We start from the raw sequence: 19,619 nt of genomic DNA, 5'->3' as shown, positions 1-19,619 counted from the left end.
TCAAACGTAAATCGAAATAGAATATTAAAGCAGGCAAGGCCAGTGGACAAGCTGGCCTTGTTCTTGCGTAAAGTATCTCAAGACAAGAATGGTGAGGGTGATTCCATGAATGCTGCGGCTCCCGTAGTTGAGTTGAAGCAAATCACAAAGCGTTTTCCCGGCATTGTTGCCAACGATTCCATCAGTCTGGCCTTGCGTAAAGGGGAAATTCACGCGCTTCTCGGCGAAAATGGCGCAGGGAAATCCACTTTGATGAACATTTTGTTCGGACTTTATCAGCCCGATGAGGGCTCCATCGAGATCGGGGGGAAACCGGTCACGATCGACAATCCCAACAAGGCGATCAGCCTGGGGATCGGCATGGTTCACCAGCATTTCAAGCTTGTTCAGCCTTTCACGGTCACGGAAAATATCATTCTAGGTTTGGAGCCGAAGAAAGGATTTAACATCGACTATAAATCGGCGTCGGCCCAAGTGGCGAAGTTGTCGGAGCAATATGGTCTTCAGGTTGATCCCAATGCGAAAATTCATGACATTTCAGTTGGGATGCAGCAGCGGGTTGAGATCATGAAGACGTTGTTCCGCGGCGCGGATATTCTTATATTTGACGAGCCTACCGCGGTGCTTACGCCTCAGGAAATCGTGGAACTGATGGCGATCATGAGACGGCTCGTCGCCGAAGGCAAATCGATCATTTTGATTACCCATAAGCTGAAAGAGATTATGGAAATATCCGATCGGGTAACGATTATCCGCCGCGGGAAAGTGATCGACACGGTGGATACGGACAAGACGGATCCAAGCGAACTGGCTGAGAAAATGGTGGGCCGGGGCGTCACTTTCAAAATTGAAAAGCAGGCTCCGAACATCGGACAACCTGTATTGCAAATGCGCGACGTCAAAGTGAAGAACAAAGACGGGATTCCTGCTTTGAACGGTCTCAACCTTGAAGTAAAAGCCGGGGAAATCGTAGGGATCGCCGGGGTGGACGGCAACGGCCAGACGGAGCTGATTGAAGCCATCACCGGACTCCGCAAGATCGACTCGGGTTCGATCAAGGCCGCGGGCGTTGAAATCAGCCATTTATCGGCGCGTAAAATCATCGAAAACGGCGTGTCCCATATTCCCGAGGACCGCCACAAACACGGTCTGGTGCTTGATTTTTCCGTCAGCGAGAACATGGTTCTGGAGACATATTACAATGCTCCTTACAGCAAAGGCGGATTTCTGAATAACCGGGCTATTGATGAGCATGCCAAGGGATTGGTGGAGCAGTTCGACGTGCGGACGCCTAACGTGGAAACCAAGGCCCGTTCTCTGTCCGGGGGCAATCAGCAGAAAGCGATTATTGCTCGGGAAATAGATAAAAATCCGGATCTGCTTATCGCCGCGCAACCGACGCGGGGGCTGGATGTCGGCGCGATCGAGTTCGTCCATAAGCAGTTGGTGGAGCAGCGGGATAAGGGAAAAGCGGTGCTGCTTATTTCCTTTGAATTGGACGAAATCATGAATGTATCCGACCGGATCGCCGTTATTTACGAGGGCAGAATCGTCGGCGAAGTGTTTCCGCAGGACACGAATGATCAGGAGCTCGGTCTGATGATGGCCGGGAGTCTGGAACGGGGAGGTCAATCGATTGAGTAAATGGCGTAAAATTTTCGCTTCGGACAGTCTGATCGTTCCGCTCGTAGCGATTTTGCTCGGATTATTGGTAGGTGCGGTGGTTATGCTGATCGGCGGCTATAATCCGATAGCCGCTTATAGCTCGCTGGTACAGCGCGTGGTAGGCAGCCCGTACGATTTCGGCGAATCCATTCGGCAGATTACTCCTCTGATATTCACGGGACTCGCCGTGGCATTTGCGTTCCGATCCGGGATGTTTAATATCGGAGCGGACGGGCAAGTGCTGATCGGCATGACGGCCTCTACGGCATTGGCATTGTCCTGGTCCGGAATGCCTTCGGCGCTTCTGGTACCGTTATCGGTTATTGTCGGCGGCGTGGCCGGAGGATTATGGGCGGCAATCGCCGGGTATCTTAAAGCAAAACGCGGCATCAACGAAGTTATTACGACAATTATGTTAAACTGGATTGCGTTGTATTTGTCGAATTATGTTATCCGCAATTTTTACCTGCTCAAAGGGCAAAATCGTTCGGAGGACATCGACGCATCGGCTTCCATGACGTTTCTGTCCGGGATTTTCAACAATGCCCGGGTCCACTGGGGAATCGTCATAGCGATACTTGCGGCTATTTTCTTCTTTGTTTATCTCTGGAAAACAAAACAAGGCTATGAAATGCGGGCGGTTGGCCTTAACGCGCATGCGGCGGAATATGCCGGTATGAATGTGGGACGCAACGTGGTCAAAGCGATGTTCATCAGCGGCGTGTTTGCCGGATTGGCCGGGGCTTTTGAAGTGCTGGGCGTCTTCCACTACCAATCCGTATTCGCCGCATCTCCGGGATATGGCTTTGACGGAATCGCCGTAGCTTTGCTGGGTATGAACCATCCTCTCGGCGTAGTGCTCGCCGCGATCCTTTACGGCGCGCTGACTTACGGTTCCGCGGGTATGAGCTTTGGCGCCGGCGTTCCTCCGGAATTGATCAAAATCGTCATCGGTTCCATCATATTCTTCATTGCCGCGCAAGGCATCGTACGCTGGGTATTGAAACCTTTTTACCTGAAGCGCAAGAAAGAGAAGGTGCTGTAAAATGGACGTTCTTACGCTGCTTGGTCAACTGTTAAATTCAACCCTTGTATTTTCAACCGCGCTGATTTTTACGGCGCTTGGCGGTATTTTCTCGGAACGGTCCGGCGTGGTCAATATCGGCCTGGAAGGTTTGATGATTTTTGGCGCGTTTGCGGCCGGGGTCGGGACTTATTATGCCAGCGAGGCGGGAATGGGTGCGGCAGCTCCGTGGGTCGGCGTGATTGCCGCAATCATCGTGGGCATGCTTGGAGCGCTCATCCATGCGGTAGCTACGATTACGTTCAAGGCGGATCAGACGATCAGCGGGATTGTCATCAACTTCTTGGCGGCGGGCTTGACCGTATATATCGTTAAGCTGCTGTTTAACGGCGCTGCCGAAACTCCGCTGCTTCCCGCGTTCCAAAAAGTAGCGATTCCGCTCCTTAAAGATATTCCTGTCATCGGCGAAGGAATTTTCAATTCCTATCCGACGACGTATCTGGCGCTCATTTTGGTCGGCGTGGCTTATTACGTTTTGTTCAAAACGCCGTTTGGGCTGCGGCTGCGTTCGGTTGGCGAGCATCCCAGCGCTGCCGATACGCTTGGGGTTAACGTTACGCGTATGCGTTACATCGGGGTGCTGCTGAGCGGTGCTTTGGCCGGTGTCGGCGGAGCGACGATTACACTCACTACGACAAGTACGTTCGCCCATAATACGATTTCCGGACAAGGTTTTATCGCGATAGCGGCGATGATTTTCGGGAAATGGAATCCGCTTGGCGCGTTTGCTGCGGCGATGTTTTTCGGCTTTTCCCAGGCTATCCGGAACTATGTTCAGCTGTTCGAATGGTCGCGCAGCATTCCGCAGGAATTTATTTTTATGATTCCTTACGTGCTGACGATCATCGTTCTGGTCGCCGCGGTTGGCCGTTCTTCGGCTCCGTCGGCACTTGGGACGCCGTATGATCCTAGTAAACGATAAATAAACATTGTCTCAAAAAAGGCCAAGCAAGGGATTATTCCCGCGCTTGGCCTTTTTAATTACTCCTTTCCTACTCCATATTTTTTGGGCCAAGGCGATGGCGCAAGCAGGTTCGGACGGGTTGGAATAAGCTGAACTTGAACGCCAAATAGCCGATCTATGCGCTTGTTGCTGGAGCGGAGCGGCTTTTGCGGCTGTATGACTTTTCAGACGGGAGGTAATTTGCGATGAACAAACCGGTTACAAGAAAAGAAGCCGAGAAATGGCTTGGCAAATCGATAACCGCATATAAAAAAGACGGCGGCATTGTCACGGGCAAACTCGTCAAAATCAACGGAAATCGTCTGATTGTCCGGCAAAATCCGGGCAAAAAAGTAAAAACAAAAGCGATTATCCCGCTCGTTCTGTTTGATCTGCTGGCGATCGGTACAGCTCCGTTCGCTTACGGAGGTTATCCATACGGCGGCGGTTACGGGTATCCTTACGGAGGAGGTTATGGCGGCTATGGGGGCGGCTTCGGGGGAGCTCCGTTCTTTTTCTAGTCCCGATTAATCCCTGGACAGCAGTTTCTTTTCCAGCTCGTAGCATTGGGCCAACTGGATATACCGCTGCGTACGGTATCCAAGTTTGCGGTAAAATTGGTGGGCTTGGGTATTGTCCCGGTCCACCATTACTTTTGCCTTGCTGCATCCCCGTGAAACGGCAAAATATTCAGCCTGGAACATCAGGGTTTTTCCGTATCCCTGACGGCGGCGCGCCGGAGAAACGGCCATCATATCGATATATAGCAGCTCCCCGTTCACCATCAGATGGATAAAAGCTACGGGATCGGCTTCATAGTAAGGCGAAGCGACCAGCGTAACGCCGTGTCCAAGCCTTTTGGGCAGCTCCTTGAGGGCGGTTTCCAAATCGCTTTGCGACATATGGGAAAAAGGGACAAGCTCTTGGTGAATTAAATCAAAAATGACGGGATCGTCCTGTTTTGGCCTTCTGTAGCGGATCATTTCGCTCGTTCTCCTCCTTACATGAATAAAATTGGGCGCTGTCATTTATCATATGAATGGAGGATGGGAAAGAGTTCCTGTCTCAAGCCCATTTGAAATAAGGGTATTGACTCCCCGTGTAAACTAATCATATAATGTTCCTAAACATTTGAACGAATATCAGATTGGCGATGATGAGGACGAAGGTTTAAGGGCTCTTTGCTCAGAGAGTGGATGGATTTGCTGAGACCACCACCGTTATCCCTTAAATACGAGCTCACCTCGGAGCTGTTTTCCTGAAAAGCTGCAAGCCATTCCGCGGTGGAGCTTGCGTAAAGCCTATTAGGGAAAATCGTCGGGTCCGCGTTAGGGATCACGGGTAAGGCGCATATGGCCTATACTCGTCAAGGCTTGGCATCGTGAGGTGCCGGGCGAAAATGGGTGGTACCACGAAAGGATCAAACCTTCCGTCCCTCGGAACAGGAAACTGTTCCGGCGGGATGGAAGGTTTTTTTTGATTTTACAAATATAAAGAAAATTTGCCTGATTTTTGGAAGGAGGATGACTGATGAGCGCGCAAATTCCAACCGTGCGGTCTACAGAACAATTACGTGAGAAATGGATGAAACCGGAAGTCATTTCGGGTTCGGACATCCTGCTGCGCAGCTTGCTTTTGGAAGGTGTCGAATGTGTCTTCGGTTATCCGGGGGGCGCGGTATTGTATATTTACGATGCGTTGTACGGTTTTACCGACTTCCACCACCTGCTGACCAGACATGAACAAGGCGCCATCCATGCGGCGGACGGATATGCTCGCGCGAGCGGCAAAGTTGGCGTATGCATTGCCACTTCCGGCCCGGGAGCCACCAACACGGTGACGGGGATCGCGACGGCGTTTATGGACTCGGTACCACTGGTGGTCATCACCGGAAACGTCGCTTCCAGCCTGATCGGAACCGATGCTTTTCAGGAAGCCGATATTACCGGCATCACGATGCCGATTACGAAGCACAGCTATCTGGTCAGAAACGTTCAGGATCTTCCGAGAATTATTCACGAAGCTTTCCACATCGCGAATACGGGGCGCAAAGGTCCGGTGCTGATCGATATTCCGAAAGACGTATCGGCGAATATGGCATTGTTTGAACCGGTCCAATCGGTAAAGCTTCGCGGATACAATCCGACGGTAGTACCTAATCGCCTGCAGCTTGATAAACTGGCGACCGCCATTAAAAATGCGGAGCGTCCGGTCATCCTTGCCGGCGGAGGTGTAATTTACTCGGGCGGACATGAGCAGTTGTTCGATTTCGTGAGCAAGACGGAAATTCCGATTACAACAACCTTGCTTGGCTTAGGCGCTTTTCCAAGCGGACATGATCTGTGGATGGGGATGCCGGGAATGCACGGAACGTATACCGCCAATCAGTCCATTCAGCAGTCCGATCTGTTGATCTGTATCGGCGCAAGATTTGACGACCGTGTAACGGGAAGTTTAAACGGTTTTGCACCACTGGCCAAGGTTGCCCATATCGATATCGATCCGGCCGAAATCGGCAAAAACGTCAAGACCGACATTCCGATCGTCGGCGATGTAAAAACCGTGCTTGAGATGCTGCTCCCGCTCGTAAACCGGGCCGACAAAGCCGATGCGTGGAGAAGCCAAATCAAACAATCCAAACTTGATAAACCGCTTAGATACAAGGATTCCGATGAAAAACTAAAACCGCAATGGGTCATTGAACTGCTGGACGACACGACGAGCGGCGAAGCGATCGTAACGACGGATGTAGGCCAGCACCAAATGTGGACCGCCCAGTACTATAAATTCAATCATCCGCGCTCTTGGATCACCTCCGGGGGACTAGGAACGATGGGCTTCGGTTTTCCGGCGGCGATTGGCGCGCAAATGGCCCATCCCGGACGGCTCGTCATTTCGATTAACGGGGACGGCGGAATGCAAATGTGCGCCCAGGAGCTGGCGATCTGCGCGATCAACAACATTCCGGTTAAAGTGGTTATTATCAATAACCAAGTGCTCGGCATGGTACGCCAGTGGCAGGAGTTGATTTATGACAACCGTTACAGCCACATCAATCTGGAAGGAAGCCCGGATTTCGTGAAGCTGGCAGAGGCTTACGGAGTCAAAGGCTTGCGGGCGACGAACAAAGAGGATGCCAAACGGGTCTGGCAGGAAGCGCTGGATACGCCGGGACCGGTACTGGTGGAATTCGTGGTCAGTAAAGAGGAAAACGTATATCCGATGGTCACTCCAGGTTCCACCATTGATCAAATGCTGATGGGGGACGAATAATCATGATGAAAAACCATGCGATTTCCGTGCTGGTCAATGACCAGCCAGGTGTGCTGCAGCGCGTGTCCGGCCTGTTTGGCCGGCGCGGCTACAACATTGAGAGCATCACCGTAGGCCAGTCGGAGGAAAAGGGCCTGTCCCGGATGATTATCGTTACCCAAGGCGACGACACCACACTGGAGCAAATCGAAAAGCAGCTATACAAGCTCATCGATGTCATCAAAGTGGTCAACCTTAGCTCGAAGCCGATGGTCTCCCGTGAGCTCGCTTTGATTAAAGTGAAGTCGGAACCCTCGGGTCGTCCTGAAATCATGGGACTTGTAGAGACGTTTCGGGCCGCGGTCGTGGATATCGGCACGAACAGCATGATCGTACAAGTTGTCGGCGATACCGAAAAAATCGACGCCATGATCGAACTGCTGCAGCCTTACGGCATCCGGGAGCTGTCCCGGACCGGGGTTACCGCAATGGTTCGGGGCAACGCTTAAGAACTATTTTTAACGTAAATTGAATCATTATTTATTGTAGCTACACCTTCCGCGGCCTGTGAGCGGGGGTTTGAGGGGATCGTGAATCATCCAGGTCCTTTGAAACACCCGTTCATCAGGTGGAGGGGAAAAATACAAGGGGTGGGCGAAACCGTCCCGTAAAATTTAGGAGGGCACAAGAAATGGCAGTTACTTTGTACTATGAACAGGATGCAGAGCTTAGCGTATTGAAAGGAAAAACCATCGCAATCATCGGTTACGGCAGCCAAGGACATGCCCACGCGCAAAACCTGCGTGAAAGCGGACTGAATGTTGTTGTCGGCCTGCGTGAAGGCAAATCGTTCGACAAAGCGAAAGAAGACGGCTTTGAAGTGTTGTCCGTTGCTGAAGCGACGCGTCGCGCCGACGTGGTGCAAATCCTGATGCCGGACGAAACGCAGGCTGCGGTTTACAACAGCGAGATCGCTCCAAACCTGAAAAAAGGCGCCGCTTTGCTGTTTGCCCACGGCTTTAACGTGCATTTCGGCCAAATCGTGCCGTCCAAGGACAACGACGTTTTGCTGGTCGCTCCTAAATCGCCGGGGCACATGGTTCGCCGTACTTATGTCGAAGGCTTCGGCGTTCCCGGCTTGATCGCCATTCATCAAGACGCGACCGGCCAAGCCAAGGAAATCGGCCTGGCTTATGCCAAAGGGATCGGCTGTACCCGCGCCGGGGTTATCGAAACCTCGTTCCGCGAAGAAACGGAAACCGATTTGTTCGGTGAACAAGCTGTGCTTTGCGGCGGGGTTACGGCCTTGATCAAAGCCGGCTTCGAAACGTTGACAGAAGCGGGATATGCTCCTGAAATGGCTTACTTCGAGTGTCTCCATGAAATGAAGCTGATCGTCGATCTGATTTATGAAGGCGGAATGGCGACGATGCGCGATTCCATCTCCAATACGGCGGAATACGGCGACTATGTAACCGGACCCCGCATCGTTACGGATGAAACGAAGAAAGCGATGAAGGAAGTTCTGGCCGACATTCAACAAGGTAAATTTGCCCGCGACTTCATTCTGGAAAACCAATCCAACCGTGCATTCCTGACGGCAACTCGCCGCAATGAAGCGAACCATCCGATCGAAGTGGTCGGCAGAGAGCTCCGCGGTTTGATGCATTGGATCAAGAAATAACATAGACGCTACAATAAACGTATATGTATTAACTAACCATCCGGTGCGGCCTTGCCTCTTGCTTGAGCCGCACCGAGTTTTCTAAGGGATACCCCGGCCAGGAGGTGCAAGGCATGCGTAAAATTTATATTTTCGACACGACGCTGCGGGACGGTGAACAGTCTCCCGGAGTGAACCTGAACACTCGCGAGAAGCTGGAAATCGCCTATCAATTGGAAAAGCTCGGAGTCGATCGGATTGAGGCCGGGTTTCCAGCCGCTTCGCCGGGGGATCTGGCGGCGGTAAATGCGGTTGCGCGGGCCATCAAGAATTCGACGGTCATCGGGCTGGCACGCTCGCGCGAGCAGGATATCGACGCTGTCCGCGAAGCGCTGAAAGGCGCGGAAGATCCGTGTATCCATCTGTTTCTGGCGACCAGCCCCATTCACCGGAAGTACAAATTAAAGATGGAGAAACAGCAGGTGCTCGAAACCGCTGAAGCTGCTTTGAAGCATGCGCGGAAGTATTTTTCCAAAATTGAGTTTTCCGCCGAGGATGCCGGCCGAACCGAACTCGATTTCCTGTGCGAGATTACGGCAATGGCGATTCGCGAAGGCGCATCGGTCGTAAATATTCCCGACACGGTGGGATACCTGTATCCCGAAGAATACGGGAATATTTTCAGAACTCTGAAAGCAAAGGTGCCGGGTATTGATAATATTCAGCTCAGCGCCCACTGCCACGACGATCTTGGTCTCGCTACGGCCAACTCGCTGGCGGCGATTCTCGGCGGCGCCGACCAAATCGAGGGCACTGTGAACGGCATTGGCGAGCGCGCCGGCAACACGGCGATCGAGGAAGTGGCTCTGGCTCTGGAGACACGTCAGGATTTCTTTGGCGCAAAAACCTCGCTCGAGCTGGCGGAAATTTCCCGTACGAGCCGTCTTGTCAGCCGATTGACCGGCATGGTTGTTCCGGGCAATAAAGCTATCGTCGGGGCGAATGCTTTTGCCCATGAATCGGGCATTCACCAGGACGGCATGCTGAAAGAGAAAACAACCTATGAGATCATCACTCCCGAGACGATTGGCTTGAAGGAAAGCAAACTCGTGCTTGGCAAGCATTCCGGCAGACATGCTTTCCGGGAAAAACTGCTCGATATGGGTTATGCGCTGGAAGACGAACGTTTGAATGAGGCTTTTGCCAAGTTCAAGGCTTTGGCCGATAAGAAGAAGGAAATTACGGATCAGGATTTACTGGCCCTGTTGGAAGAAAAACTCGTCGATACGCCTGAAGTGTATCGGCTTGAAACGATTTTCGTCACGTACAGCAACGAAGCGACGCCGACGGCGAAAGTACGCATCGTAACGCAGGACGGCGGTATTTTGGAAAAAGAGGCCGAAGGCAACGGTTCGGTTGACGCGATCTATAACGCGATCGATCTGACTTCCGGCGAAGAGGTCACGCTTTCGGATTACTCGATCAAATCGATCAGCCATGGCAAGGACGCGCAGGGGGAAGTTCATGTCGTACTGACGCAAAACGAATACTCCGTGCAAGGTCGGGGCATTAGTACCGATATTTTGGAAGCCAGCGCCCGAGCTTATGTCGATGCGCTCAACCGTTTAATTGAGAAGAGAAATACGAATTCCGCTATTCAAGCCTGATTGAAGTTTTGAGCGCGATAAACGCAATTACGCACGGAAATCCTTCGCGGCAGCCTGCCCAAACGGTCTGCAAGGGGAGGAGCTCCGTGCTTTTTCATAACATCCATTTACGTTAAACAAATATTGCATAAAGTGCAGCATTTTTAACGGCAATTGACGTCCAAAGTCCATTTTGTTGTAGTAAGTGCAACATTTAATCGGCTATCGGCCTGAAAACGGCCATTATGATCGGAATTGTTGTATGAAATGCAACATTTCAGGTGAATGGCCTGGACTAGGCCCGGAATTGTTGTATAAAGTGCAATATTTTCCGAAACGGAGTCTAAATCTTCAATATAAACGGCTGCAGCTTGAAACAGTGACGTGAATCCGTGAGTTCAATATGCACCTACAACCAGAGGCTGCAACCAATAACAACAACCAATAACAACAACCAATAACAACAACCAATAACAACAACCAATAACAACAACCAATAACAACAACCAATAACAACAACCAATAACAACAACCAATAACAACAACCAATAACAACAACCAATAACAACAACCAATAACAACAACCAATAACAACAACCAATAACAACAACCAATAACAACAACCAATAACAACAACCAATAACAACAACCAATAACAACAACCAATAACAACAACCAATAACAACAACCAATAACAACAACCAATAACAACAACCAATAACAACAACCAATAACAACAACCAATAACAACAACCAATAACAACAACCAATAACAACAACCAATAACAACAACCAATAACAACAACCAATAACAACAACCAATAACAACAACCAATAACAACAACCAATAACAACAACCAATAACAACAACCAATAACAACAACCAATAACAACAACCAATAACAACAACCAATAACAACAACCAATAACAACAACCAATAACAACAACCAATAACAACAACCAATAACAACAACCAATAACAACAACCAATAACAACAACCAATAACAACAACCAATAACAACAACCAATAACAACAACCAATAACAACAACCAATAACAACAACCAATAACAACAACCAATAACAACAACCAATAACAACAACCAATAACAACAACCAATAACAACAACCAATAACAACAACCAATAACAACAACCAATAACAACAACCAATAACAACAACCAATAACAACAACCAATAACAACAACCAATAACAACAACCAATAACAACAACCAATAACAACAACCAATAACAACAACCAATAACAACAACCAATAACAACAACCAATAACAACAACCAATAACAACAACCAATAACAACAACCAATAACAACAACCAATGACTACCTTCCGCGCCCCTATCACTTTGCCTATTTCAGAATCCGTTCATTAGCAGGCTGGCGTAAATGTGTTGATGTGGCGAGTACGAGTAGAAGAGGGGGAAGTCTTTGCATCTCTTTATAGTTAAAACCTATAGCTGTAATAGATACTATATCTTTGTCTATCCCACCCGGGTGTGATAAAACAGAGGAAGAGCAATTGAGAAGGAACGCTGCGTTATTAGTATATATTGTGAGGGAGTTGGATTTCATGGCTGACGTAAAAAAAATCGCGGTGATCGCAGGGGACGGAATCGGGCCGGAGGTTGTGGCTGAAGCAGAGAAAGTACTTCGCCGCACGGAGGAGCTGTTCGGTTACCGCTTTGAAACGGAGCATGCGCTGTTCGGCGGCATCGCCATCAACGAGAAAGGCACGCCGCTTCCGCAGGAAACGCTGGAAGTATGCCAGCGGGCCGATGCCGTCTTGCTGGGAGCGGTTGGCGGTCCGAAATGGGACAACAATCCGAAGGAGCTTCGTCCGGAAACCGGTCTGCTTGGCATCCGCAAAGCGCTTGGGTTATTCTCCAATTTGCGTCCCGCCGTGGTGTTCGACTGCCTCAAAGATGCTTCCACGCTGAAGCCGGAAGTGCTGGAAGGAACTGATTTGATCGTCGTACGCGAGCTTACGGGCGGCATTTATTTCGGCGAGAAATTCCGCCGGGACACGGAGAATGGTCAGGAAGCGGTAGATACCTGCGCTTATAATGTAAGCGAAGTCGAGCGAATCGTGCGCCAGGCGTTCGAGATCGCCGGAAAGCGCCGCAAAAGATTAGCTTCGGTCGACAAAGCCAATGTGTTGGAAACGTCGCGATTATGGCGCGAAACGGTGAACCGGATCGCTCCCGAATATCCGGAGGTCGAGCTTGAGCATGTGCTGGTGGATAACTGCGCCATGCAGCTGCTGCGCCGTCCATCCAGCTTTGACGTTATCGTAACGGAGAACATGTTCGGCGATATTCTGAGCGATGAAGCAGCCATGCTGACCGGATCCATTGGCATGCTGTCCTCGGCGTCCCTTGGGGAAGGCAGCTTCGGGCTTTATGAGCCGGTACACGGATCGGCGCCGGACATTGCCGGGCAAAATCTGGCCAATCCGATCGCGACCATTCTTTCCGTGGCGCTGATGTTCCGCATGACTTTTGGCTTCGCGGACGCAGCGGACGCCATTGAATCCGCCGTCGCCGAAGTACTCGATGCAGGATATCGTACCGGCGATATCGCCGTGGACAAGAGCAAGGCTATCGGCACTAACGCGATGGGCGACCTGATTGTCGGAGCGATGAAAAAGTGATTTGCAGCAGGTTGAAATCATTGGTTGAAAAACCTTTGCAAACTAGGAAAAGTTCAAGAAAAATCCTTATTTAAAATAATTATAAAAAAATAACTTCTACAATATTGACTTTGAATTATGCCGATGATACCATTTGAAATGTGGAATTAAGCCACGCATGGTACCAACAATTAGGAAGCACCAAGGTGTTTCTTACATATTTTCAAAGGAGGATTTTCAATTATGGCAGAACGTTTGGTAGGTAGACCCGCTCCGGATTTTGACATGGCGACCGTAACAGGTGACGGCAAAGAATTTGGCCGCAAGAAGCTGTCCGATTATCGTGGTAAATGGTTGGTATTTTTCTTCTATCCGTTGGACTTCACCTTTGTATGTCCTACGGAAATCACCGCGCTGAGTGAAGCTTATTCCCAATTCCGCGATTTGGATACGGAAATTTTGGGTGTCAGCATCGATTCCGAGCACAGCCACAAAGCTTGGATCAATACGCCGAAAGACAGCAATGGCCTTGGCCAATTGAACTTCCCGCTGGCTTCCGATATCACGAAGAGCGTAGCTCGCGACTATGGCGTTCTGATCGAAGAAGAAGGCGTTGCGCTTCGCGGACTGTTCATCATCGATCCGGAAGGCGAATTGAAATACCAAGTCGTCAACCATAACGATGTGGGCCGCAGTGTTGATGAAACGCTGCGTGTGCTTCAAGCTCTGCAATCCGGTGGTCTGTGCCCAATGAACTGGAAACCGGGCGACAAAACTTTGAACGTTTAATCAATCCGGGACTTTATAGCCCCCTGTTTGGCAATAGCCAAGTCAGGGGGTTTTTTGAAACCAATTTTGTACGAATAGAATTGAAGCAGTTCTATGCGAACTGGTTGAATTTTCAATTGCTTCGGAGGAATTTGAACCAGGCATCGCGAATAAATTATATGAAATCCCCTCGATTGGGATTTGATAAACCGTGTCACGGGAAAGGGTGATGGGGAATGAGTTTTTGCTGCGGAGCAAGCATGCTGGGAACGAAGGGAACTTTAAAGCATTATCGTACGCAGGTACATAATGTTCCCCTGCTTTTCTGTCCCGTATGTCATCGGGTCGAAGTTCATTATAAAGTGGAAAATGAATATGAGATCTTAGCGGAATACGCGCATGGCGACGGGGTATCGGAAATCGATTTTCAGGATTTTGTTACGGAAGATGACGAAACGATCTTTGGCAACTGCGTCAATCGCGAAGATGAGGATCCTTTAGATATCGTGAAAAGTCAAATCGATATGGCGCTTGATTTGCTTGGCGTCGCCAAACAAATTGGGGATGAGGCTTGGGAAGATCAGCTTAAGAAAAGGCTGGCCGTTATGAGCCGAAGAAAGGCCAGGCTGCAGCACAATAACAGCTGAGATGAGAAGAGTCTTCCCAAGCGGGAAGACTGTTTCTTTTTTTGCGGATTGCCCTATTTTGCGCTGTTCCCTGCTTTTTCGACAGTTTCTCTGATTGACTGGATTTGGAAAACTTTACTATGATTAAACTAGAGCGATATATCATACATAATCGGACAAGTCTTACGTGTTATGGCAGCTTTTGACCCGTGTGATATCGAAGGGGTATGAATCACTCAGACAACAGAAAAAAATTTTATCTGGGCGGGCAGGAGCTTCTCGGGAAGTGATCGTATGTTGTCGGTTTAGGCAAGTACATCATTGTGGAAAAGGGGGAACTAACTTGTTGAGTGAATTCCAGGAAACATTGCTCCAGTCCGTAAAAGCTTTTCAATCCACCCAGCTTGTCAAAAACAAGTACGAAAATGTGCTTCAGCATCTGGATAGCGGAATCATGCTGTTCGACAGCGAGGGAATTCTGACTTTCATTAATGTGCAGATGGCCAAGCTATTAGAGATGCCACGCCAGTCGCTCATTGGATGCAATCTGCTGCAAATGCTGCGGCATCCGCATCTAAGCCAGTTTAAGAAAAGGAAAATCCTTCGCATTTACCGCGAAACGATTTTCCACCGTAAAAAGTATCATGAGTTTATTGATGAATACGGGAGGCATTGGCTGATTACCGTAACCTACGGGGATCAAATGGATGGAGATTATTTGCTCAGCGTCAAAGACGTATCCGATTTCAAGCAAATCGAACAAACGGCTTACCAAAACGACAAGCTCGCCATGCTAGGAAAAATTTCGGCTGCGATCGCCCATGAAATACGCAACCCATTGACGGCGATTCGCGGTTTTATACAATTGCTGCGCCCTCACCTGGTCCAACTCGGCAAGGATGAATATGCCCGGATTATTTTGACGGAAATCGACCGCGCCAACGACATCATCCATGAATTCTTAAACTCTTCGAAGCCGTCCGCACCGCAAAAATCCGTCGTCAGTGTCTCTTCGCTGCTGAAGGAAGTTGTGCTGCTCACGGAAAGCGAGGCGCTCATGAGGGGCTGCGAGATCACCTTGAACCTGCCGGACGACGTGCTTCAGGTGTCGATTGATGTGAAACAAATCAAGCAGGTGCTGTTGAATATTATTAAAAACGCGTTGGATGCCATTGCCGAGGTGGCGGGCGATCATAAAGGAATGATTCATATCGGGGCCCAAATGGACGGCAAAAGCGTCAGCATTTCGATTCAGGACAACGGGAATGGCATGGACAAGGGATTGCTTGGCCGGCTGTTCGATCCGTTTTTTACCACAAAAGAAAAAGGGACTGGGCTCGGATTATCCGTCAGCTATCGAATCATCAAAAATCACCGGGGAAACATCTCGGTGGATAGCTTAAAGGGAGCGGGAACGATATTTGTGATTACGCTTCCGCTCGTTACGAGCCAGTCCGTTAACGCGGAGTCCGTGATTTAATTTTTCATAAGAGTTTAACGTTTTGCATTGGGATTGGGGGCGGAAGCAGGTGCCGGCGAGGTACTGCATGCAGCGGAGCAAGATTCCTGCTGTGTGCAGGCCGCGCAGGCGCCTTTTCTGCTTTTTTTGATCCCGCGGTAAAGCGCAAATCCGGCATAACCAAACACAACGGCACCAATAATAATATCAACCATTCATCGTGGCTCCTTTCAAATGTTGAAGAATGGAGGTTACGAAAGCCCGATCCATTGCCCGCCTTGATAGATGATAAACGAAACGATATAGGCGAGAGTAACGGAGTAGCCAATCGCGAACAAGGTCCATTTTCTGGAGGCTGTTTCTTTCCGCAAAACGCCAACCGTAGCCAGACAAGGCGTATACAGCAGCACGAATGCCATGAAACTGTAGGCTTGCAGCGGCGTAAAAGCCAGTCCGATCTGCTGCTGCAGTCCAGACATATCCTGAACGTGATAGATGATGTTCATCGTGGAAACAACAACTTCTTTAGCCATAAAACCCGGCACCAGCGCCGCGCCGGATTGCCAAGTGCCGAACCCGAGAGGCTGCAGTACGGTTGCGAAAATTCCGCCGATCGCCGCCAGGAAACTGTCGTCCATGTTCGTTGCGACGCCGCCCGGTCCAAGATAGCTCAGCATCCAGATGAGCACCGATCCCGCCAGGATGAAGGTACCCGCTTTCCGCAGAAAGCCTTTGCCCTTTTCCCAAGTGCTGCGGAACAAAGTAATGCTTTGCGGCATCCGGTAAGGCGGAAGCTCAACCATGAAAAACGAACGTTGTTTCTTGAATAAGAACGTGGAAAATACTTTAGCCAGCACGAGCGCCATGACTATGCCAAGCACGTATAAGGAAAATACAACAATGGCCTGAGACTTGGCAAAAAAGATCCCGGCAAACAGAGCATAAACCGGCAGACGCGCGGAGCAGGACATAAGCGGAATGAGCAGCATGGTCAGCATGCGTTCCTTCGGCTGTTCAATGCTGCGCGAAGCCATAACCGCCGGAACGTTGCAGCCAAATCCGAGAATGAACGGGATCAGCGCCTTGCCGTTGAGACCGACAAGCTCCATCAATTTGTCCATCATGACGGTAATCCGAGCCATATAACCGGAGTCTTCTATAAAAGAAATAATCAAAAACATGATGAAGATTTGCGGAATGAACACCAGCACGCCGCCAACACCGCCAATGATGCCGTCAAGAATTAGGGCATGAGTAAATACCGAAGCCGAGGCCGAGGTTAGCAACCGGTCTGCGCCGCTGGTAAGCGGCCCGGATATGAAAGTGTCCAAAAGATCGGACAATGGATTGCCTGCCCAATCAAACGTTAGCTTAAAGGTGAGAAACATAAAAATCAAAAATAGCGGAATTCCCCATACCGGATGGGTGACGATCGCATCGATTTTTTCCGTCGTCGTGTTTGGTTTCTGATGAGTGGCATCGACAGCCGCAGCGCAAATTTCCCGAATCGCTTTCATCCTTGCTGCGCGGATGCGCTCCTCTGTGGTTGACTCGAGTCCCGCAGCGCTAAGCTGCTTCTCGGCTTCGGCCCGAAAGGCATTCAGCTTTGCCAGGTTAACGCCGGGCGGAAGTGATTTGATCACAGCCGGATTTCCTTCAAGAAATTGAACGGCGGCCCAGCGGTACACCTGAGGCCCTTCTGATTTGCCGTACATTAATTCCTGGGAAATATTCCGGATCGCTTTCTCAACGATATCGCCGTAATGGACGGAAAATTTAGGAACTGTATGTTTGGAATCGCGAGCGGCATCCATCGTGTGAAGAAGCTCTTTGCTGCCTTTTCCGGTTCTGGCAACGAGCGGAACGACGGGAGTTCCCAGCTTCTGCGATAAGATTTCGGGGTTGATGACGAGACCGTTAACCCGGGCCACGTCCATCATATTTAGTCCAATAATCAGGGGCTTACCGTATTCCAAAATCTGTAAAGTCAGATAAAGATTCCGTTCAAGTTTGGAGGCATCTACGATGTTTACCAGCAGCGAAGGAGATTCCGTCGCGAGGTATTCTGCAGCAACGCCTTCATCTCGGGACAGTGGATGCAGCGTATAAATTCCCGGCAAATCGGTAAGCTCTCCCGATTTATTCCTGAGCTGCCCGACCTTTTTCTCCACCGTAACTCCGGACCAGTTGCCTACATATTCATAGGAACTGGTTAACGTATTGAATAGTGAGGTTTTGCCGGTGTTGGGATTACCGATAAGCGCCGCATTGTTCATGACACCAGCACCTGGATGTGGGCCGCTTCCTTCTTGCGAATCCCAAGCAGTTGTCCGCCGCATTCCAAAGTAACGGGGCCTCCCCATGGGCAGTATCTTTTGACAGTCACGTTAGCTCCCTCTCGAATACCCAAGTCGGCGAGACGTCTTTTCAGCGTAGGATCCATATCTCCGATTTCACTGATGGATCCGACGGCTCCGGGTTTCATTCCGAGCAAGCAGCAGGGACATGGCTTCATTTTCTTACACTCCTCTTTCATCGAACCATTTCATTATATTCCGGAAACTGATAATCAGTCTCAATTATATCAAATTTAATATATCATGCGATTTATCCAGTCCACTGTGAAGTACGTCATAGGCCAATATGCTTTACTTTTTGATTTCGTTTCAAGTAAGATGAGTAGATAAAATATTGAAGAAAAGGTCGTGCCACTTATGAAGGAAAATCCGTGCAAAATCGTCGATTGCACCATCCGCGACGGCGGGTTAGTCAACAATTGGGATTTCAGCATCGAGTTTGTACAAAAATTATATGCCGGTTTGAATGAAGCTGGCGTCGATTATATGGAAATTGGATATAAAAACTCCCCAAAGCTGCTGAAAGGAGCCGATGAGGCGGGACCTTGGCGTTTTCTGGATGATGACTTCCTAAAGAAAGTAATTCCTCAAAAGGGAAATACGAAATTATCGGCGCTTGTTGACATCGGAAGGGTGGATGAGAACGACATTCTACCCCGCAGCGAGAGCCTGCTGGATCTGATCCGCGTGGCTTGTTACATTAAAGATGTGGACAAAGCGCTGCAGCTCGTGCAGCTGTTCCATGACCGCGGATACGAAACGACGCTGAACATCATGGCGCTGTCGAACGTCATGGAGAACGAACTGCTGGAAGCTTTTGAAATGATCAAGGATAGCGTGGTCGACGTCGTCTATATCGTGGATTCATACGGAAGCCTCGATTATAAAGATATGGAGTACCTGGTTCAAAAGTTCAAAACGCATTTGCCGAATAAGCGGCTGGGGGTTCATACTCATAACAATATGCAGCTTGCGTTCTCCAATACGCTGGCAGCCGCCGAAAACGGGGTTGAGCTTTTGGACGCTTCGGTTTACGGCATGGGGCGCGCGGCGGGCAATTGTCCGACCGAGCTGCTGGTGACTCATTTGAAAAATACACGGTATCGTCTTCGTCCGATGCTGGATGTTCTGGAACAGCTTCTCGTTCCGCTGCGTGAGAAGGAAGAGTGGGGTTATCTTCTTCCCTACATGATTACGGGCACGCTTGATGAACATCCCCGTTCGGCCATGGCGCTGAGAGCTTCCCGGGACAAAGACAAGGTTGTCGACTTTTATGACAAGCTGACAACGCCCGAAGTGAATTTTGAGAAAAAGTAATCGCTTTTATGGGCCCGGTAAGCGTTGGCGCCGGGCTTTTTTGCCGCCCTGTGTTAGGATTGGGAGAATGTTTCGAACATCACTTCTCCCAATTTCGCAAATAACATCATTTCCATGGCAGATTTCCTGCAATTTTAAGTGAATTTGCGGGATCAGGGCAGGGAAAAGACGAAATGTGTTGAATAATA

18 protein-coding genes are annotated in these 19,619 nt (G+C 49.7%); 13 read left to right on the top strand and 5 right to left on the bottom strand.

The window, feature by feature from the left end:
* Positions 1-105: 105 nt before the first annotated feature.
* The 4 genes from ACI48K_RS00145 (at position 106) to ACI48K_RS00130 (ending at position 4,213) form a co-directional block, all read left to right on the top strand.
* Entirely contained in the window at positions 106-1,644 is a 1,539-nt protein-coding gene (locus ACI48K_RS00145) for an ABC transporter ATP-binding protein (protein WP_475026022.1), read from the top strand.
* Entirely contained in the window at positions 1,637-2,710 is a 1,074-nt protein-coding gene (locus ACI48K_RS00140) for an ABC transporter permease (RefSeq protein ID WP_475025533.1), read from the top strand. The genes ACI48K_RS00145 and ACI48K_RS00140 overlap by 8 nt, the downstream gene beginning before the upstream one ends.
* 1 nt (position 2,711) lies before the next feature.
* A complete protein-coding gene (locus tag ACI48K_RS00135) occupies positions 2,712-3,671 on the top strand; it encodes an ABC transporter permease (RefSeq protein ID WP_475025532.1) in 960 nt (319 codons plus the stop codon).
* A 227-nt stretch (positions 3,672-3,898) separates the two neighbouring features.
* Complete coding sequence (locus tag ACI48K_RS00130) at positions 3,899-4,213, top strand: hypothetical protein (RefSeq protein ID WP_475025531.1); 315 nt, start codon at positions 3,899-3,901, stop codon at positions 4,211-4,213.
* Between the two features lie 6 nt (positions 4,214-4,219).
* Here the strand turns inward: ACI48K_RS00130 and ACI48K_RS00125 are convergent, their stop codons facing one another.
* Positions 4,220-4,675 (bottom strand): GNAT family N-acetyltransferase, encoded by a 456-nt coding sequence (locus ACI48K_RS00125; RefSeq protein ID WP_475025530.1) that lies wholly within the window; start codon positions 4,673-4,675, stop codon positions 4,220-4,222.
* Between the two features lie 547 nt (positions 4,676-5,222).
* On the opposite strand from ACI48K_RS00125, the gene ilvB reads away from it, so the two are divergent.
* The 4 genes from ilvB to ACI48K_RS00105 all read left to right on the top strand — a co-directional run bounded on the left by ilvB (position 5,223) and on the right by ACI48K_RS00105 (position 10,274).
* Positions 5,223-6,965 carry a biosynthetic-type acetolactate synthase large subunit gene (gene ilvB / locus ACI48K_RS00120; protein ID WP_475025529.1) on the top strand — a complete coding sequence of 581 codons (1,743 nt, stop codon included), beginning with the start codon at positions 5,223-5,225 and terminating at the stop codon, positions 6,963-6,965.
* A 5-nt stretch (positions 6,966-6,970) separates the two neighbouring features.
* Positions 6,971-7,453: an acetolactate synthase small subunit gene (gene ilvN, locus ACI48K_RS00115; RefSeq protein WP_475026021.1), complete on the top strand. Its 483-nt coding sequence runs from the start codon at positions 6,971-6,973 to the stop codon at positions 7,451-7,453.
* A 182-nt stretch (positions 7,454-7,635) separates the two neighbouring features.
* A complete protein-coding gene (ilvC, locus tag ACI48K_RS00110) occupies positions 7,636-8,628 on the top strand; it encodes a ketol-acid reductoisomerase (protein ID WP_475025528.1) in 993 nt (330 codons plus the stop codon).
* A 113-nt stretch (positions 8,629-8,741) separates the two neighbouring features.
* Complete coding sequence (locus tag ACI48K_RS00105; protein ID WP_475025527.1) at positions 8,742-10,274, top strand: 2-isopropylmalate synthase; 1,533 nt, start codon at positions 8,742-8,744, stop codon at positions 10,272-10,274.
* Between the two features lie 388 nt (positions 10,275-10,662).
* Here ACI48K_RS00105 and ACI48K_RS00100 read toward each other — a convergent pair whose 3' ends face one another.
* Complete coding sequence (locus tag ACI48K_RS00100; RefSeq protein WP_475025526.1) at positions 10,663-11,595, bottom strand: hypothetical protein; 933 nt, start codon at positions 11,593-11,595, stop codon at positions 10,663-10,665.
* Between the two features lie 250 nt (positions 11,596-11,845).
* Here ACI48K_RS00100 and leuB point away from each other — a divergent pair, with 250 nt between their 5' ends.
* The 4 genes from leuB to ACI48K_RS00080 all read left to right on the top strand — a co-directional run bounded on the left by leuB (position 11,846) and on the right by ACI48K_RS00080 (position 15,778).
* The gene (leuB, locus tag ACI48K_RS00095; RefSeq protein WP_475025525.1) at positions 11,846-12,925 is read left to right on the top strand and encodes a 3-isopropylmalate dehydrogenase; all 1,080 of its coding nucleotides are present in this window, start codon (positions 11,846-11,848) and stop codon (positions 12,923-12,925) included.
* Positions 12,926-13,147: 222 nt separating this feature from the next.
* Positions 13,148-13,693, top strand: a complete 546-nt coding sequence (locus ACI48K_RS00090; RefSeq protein WP_475025524.1) for a peroxiredoxin — start codon at positions 13,148-13,150, stop codon at positions 13,691-13,693.
* Between the two features lie 215 nt (positions 13,694-13,908).
* Entirely contained in the window at positions 13,909-14,319 is a 411-nt protein-coding gene (locus ACI48K_RS00085) for a hypothetical protein (protein WP_475025523.1), read from the top strand.
* Positions 14,320-14,641: 322 nt separating this feature from the next.
* Positions 14,642-15,778 carry an ATP-binding protein gene (locus ACI48K_RS00080; protein WP_475025522.1) on the top strand — a complete coding sequence of 379 codons (1,137 nt, stop codon included), beginning with the start codon at positions 14,642-14,644 and terminating at the stop codon, positions 15,776-15,778.
* 14 nt (positions 15,779-15,792) lie between these two features.
* Here ACI48K_RS00080 and ACI48K_RS00075 read toward each other — a convergent pair whose 3' ends face one another.
* From ACI48K_RS00075 to ACI48K_RS00065, 3 genes are read right to left on the bottom strand one after another with little or no spacing between them, the layout of a single operon-like run.
* A complete protein-coding gene (locus tag ACI48K_RS00075) occupies positions 15,793-15,972 on the bottom strand; it encodes a FeoB-associated Cys-rich membrane protein (protein ID WP_475025521.1) in 180 nt (59 codons plus the stop codon).
* A 36-nt stretch (positions 15,973-16,008) separates the two neighbouring features.
* On the bottom strand, positions 16,009-18,033 hold the full coding sequence (feoB, locus tag ACI48K_RS00070; protein WP_475025520.1) for a ferrous iron transport protein B: 2,025 nt from the start codon (positions 18,031-18,033) through the stop codon (positions 16,009-16,011).
* Positions 18,030-18,272: a FeoA family protein gene (locus ACI48K_RS00065; protein WP_475025519.1), complete on the bottom strand. Its 243-nt coding sequence runs from the start codon at positions 18,270-18,272 to the stop codon at positions 18,030-18,032. The genes feoB and ACI48K_RS00065 overlap by 4 nt, the downstream gene beginning before the upstream one ends.
* Positions 18,273-18,471: 199 nt before the next feature.
* On the opposite strand from ACI48K_RS00065, the gene ACI48K_RS00060 reads away from it, so the two are divergent.
* A complete protein-coding gene (locus ACI48K_RS00060; RefSeq protein ID WP_475025518.1) occupies positions 18,472-19,431 on the top strand; it encodes an aldolase catalytic domain-containing protein in 960 nt (319 codons plus the stop codon).
* Positions 19,432-19,619 lie beyond the last annotated feature (188 nt).

The sequence above is a fragment of the Paenibacillus terrisolis genome (assembly GCF_056171975.1).
The sequence above is the reverse complement of the archived record's forward strand: the minus strand, read 5'-3'. Positions and strand labels throughout refer to the sequence as shown.

Coding starts and splice junctions, on each gene's coding strand:
- leuB (WP_475025525.1), top strand. CDS start 11,846: ATGGCTGACGTAAAAAAAATCGCGGTGATCGCAGGGGACGGAATCGGG.
- feoB (WP_475025520.1), bottom strand. CDS start 18,033: ATGAACAATGCGGCGCTTATCGGTAATCCCAACACCGGCAAAACCTCA.
- ilvN (WP_475026021.1), top strand. CDS start 6,971: ATGAAAAACCATGCGATTTCCGTGCTGGTCAATGACCAGCCAGGTGTG.
- ACI48K_RS00135 (WP_475025532.1), top strand. CDS start 2,712: ATGGACGTTCTTACGCTGCTTGGTCAACTGTTAAATTCAACCCTTGTA.
- ACI48K_RS00125 (WP_475025530.1), bottom strand. CDS start 4,675: ATGATCCGCTACAGAAGGCCAAAACAGGACGATCCCGTCATTTTTGAT.
- ilvB (WP_475025529.1), top strand. CDS start 5,223: ATGAGCGCGCAAATTCCAACCGTGCGGTCTACAGAACAATTACGTGAG.
- ACI48K_RS00065 (WP_475025519.1), bottom strand. CDS start 18,272: ATGAAGCCATGTCCCTGCTGCTTGCTCGGAATGAAACCCGGAGCCGTC.
- ACI48K_RS00060 (WP_475025518.1), top strand. CDS start 18,472: ATGAAGGAAAATCCGTGCAAAATCGTCGATTGCACCATCCGCGACGGC.
- ACI48K_RS00075 (WP_475025521.1), bottom strand. CDS start 15,972: ATGGTTGATATTATTATTGGTGCCGTTGTGTTTGGTTATGCCGGATTT.
- ACI48K_RS00105 (WP_475025527.1), top strand. CDS start 8,742: ATGCGTAAAATTTATATTTTCGACACGACGCTGCGGGACGGTGAACAG.
- ACI48K_RS00085 (WP_475025523.1), top strand. CDS start 13,909: ATGAGTTTTTGCTGCGGAGCAAGCATGCTGGGAACGAAGGGAACTTTA.
- ilvC (WP_475025528.1), top strand. CDS start 7,636: ATGGCAGTTACTTTGTACTATGAACAGGATGCAGAGCTTAGCGTATTG.
- ACI48K_RS00130 (WP_475025531.1), top strand. CDS start 3,899: ATGAACAAACCGGTTACAAGAAAAGAAGCCGAGAAATGGCTTGGCAAA.
- ACI48K_RS00090 (WP_475025524.1), top strand. CDS start 13,148: ATGGCAGAACGTTTGGTAGGTAGACCCGCTCCGGATTTTGACATGGCG.
- ACI48K_RS00145 (WP_475026022.1), top strand. CDS start 106: ATGAATGCTGCGGCTCCCGTAGTTGAGTTGAAGCAAATCACAAAGCGT.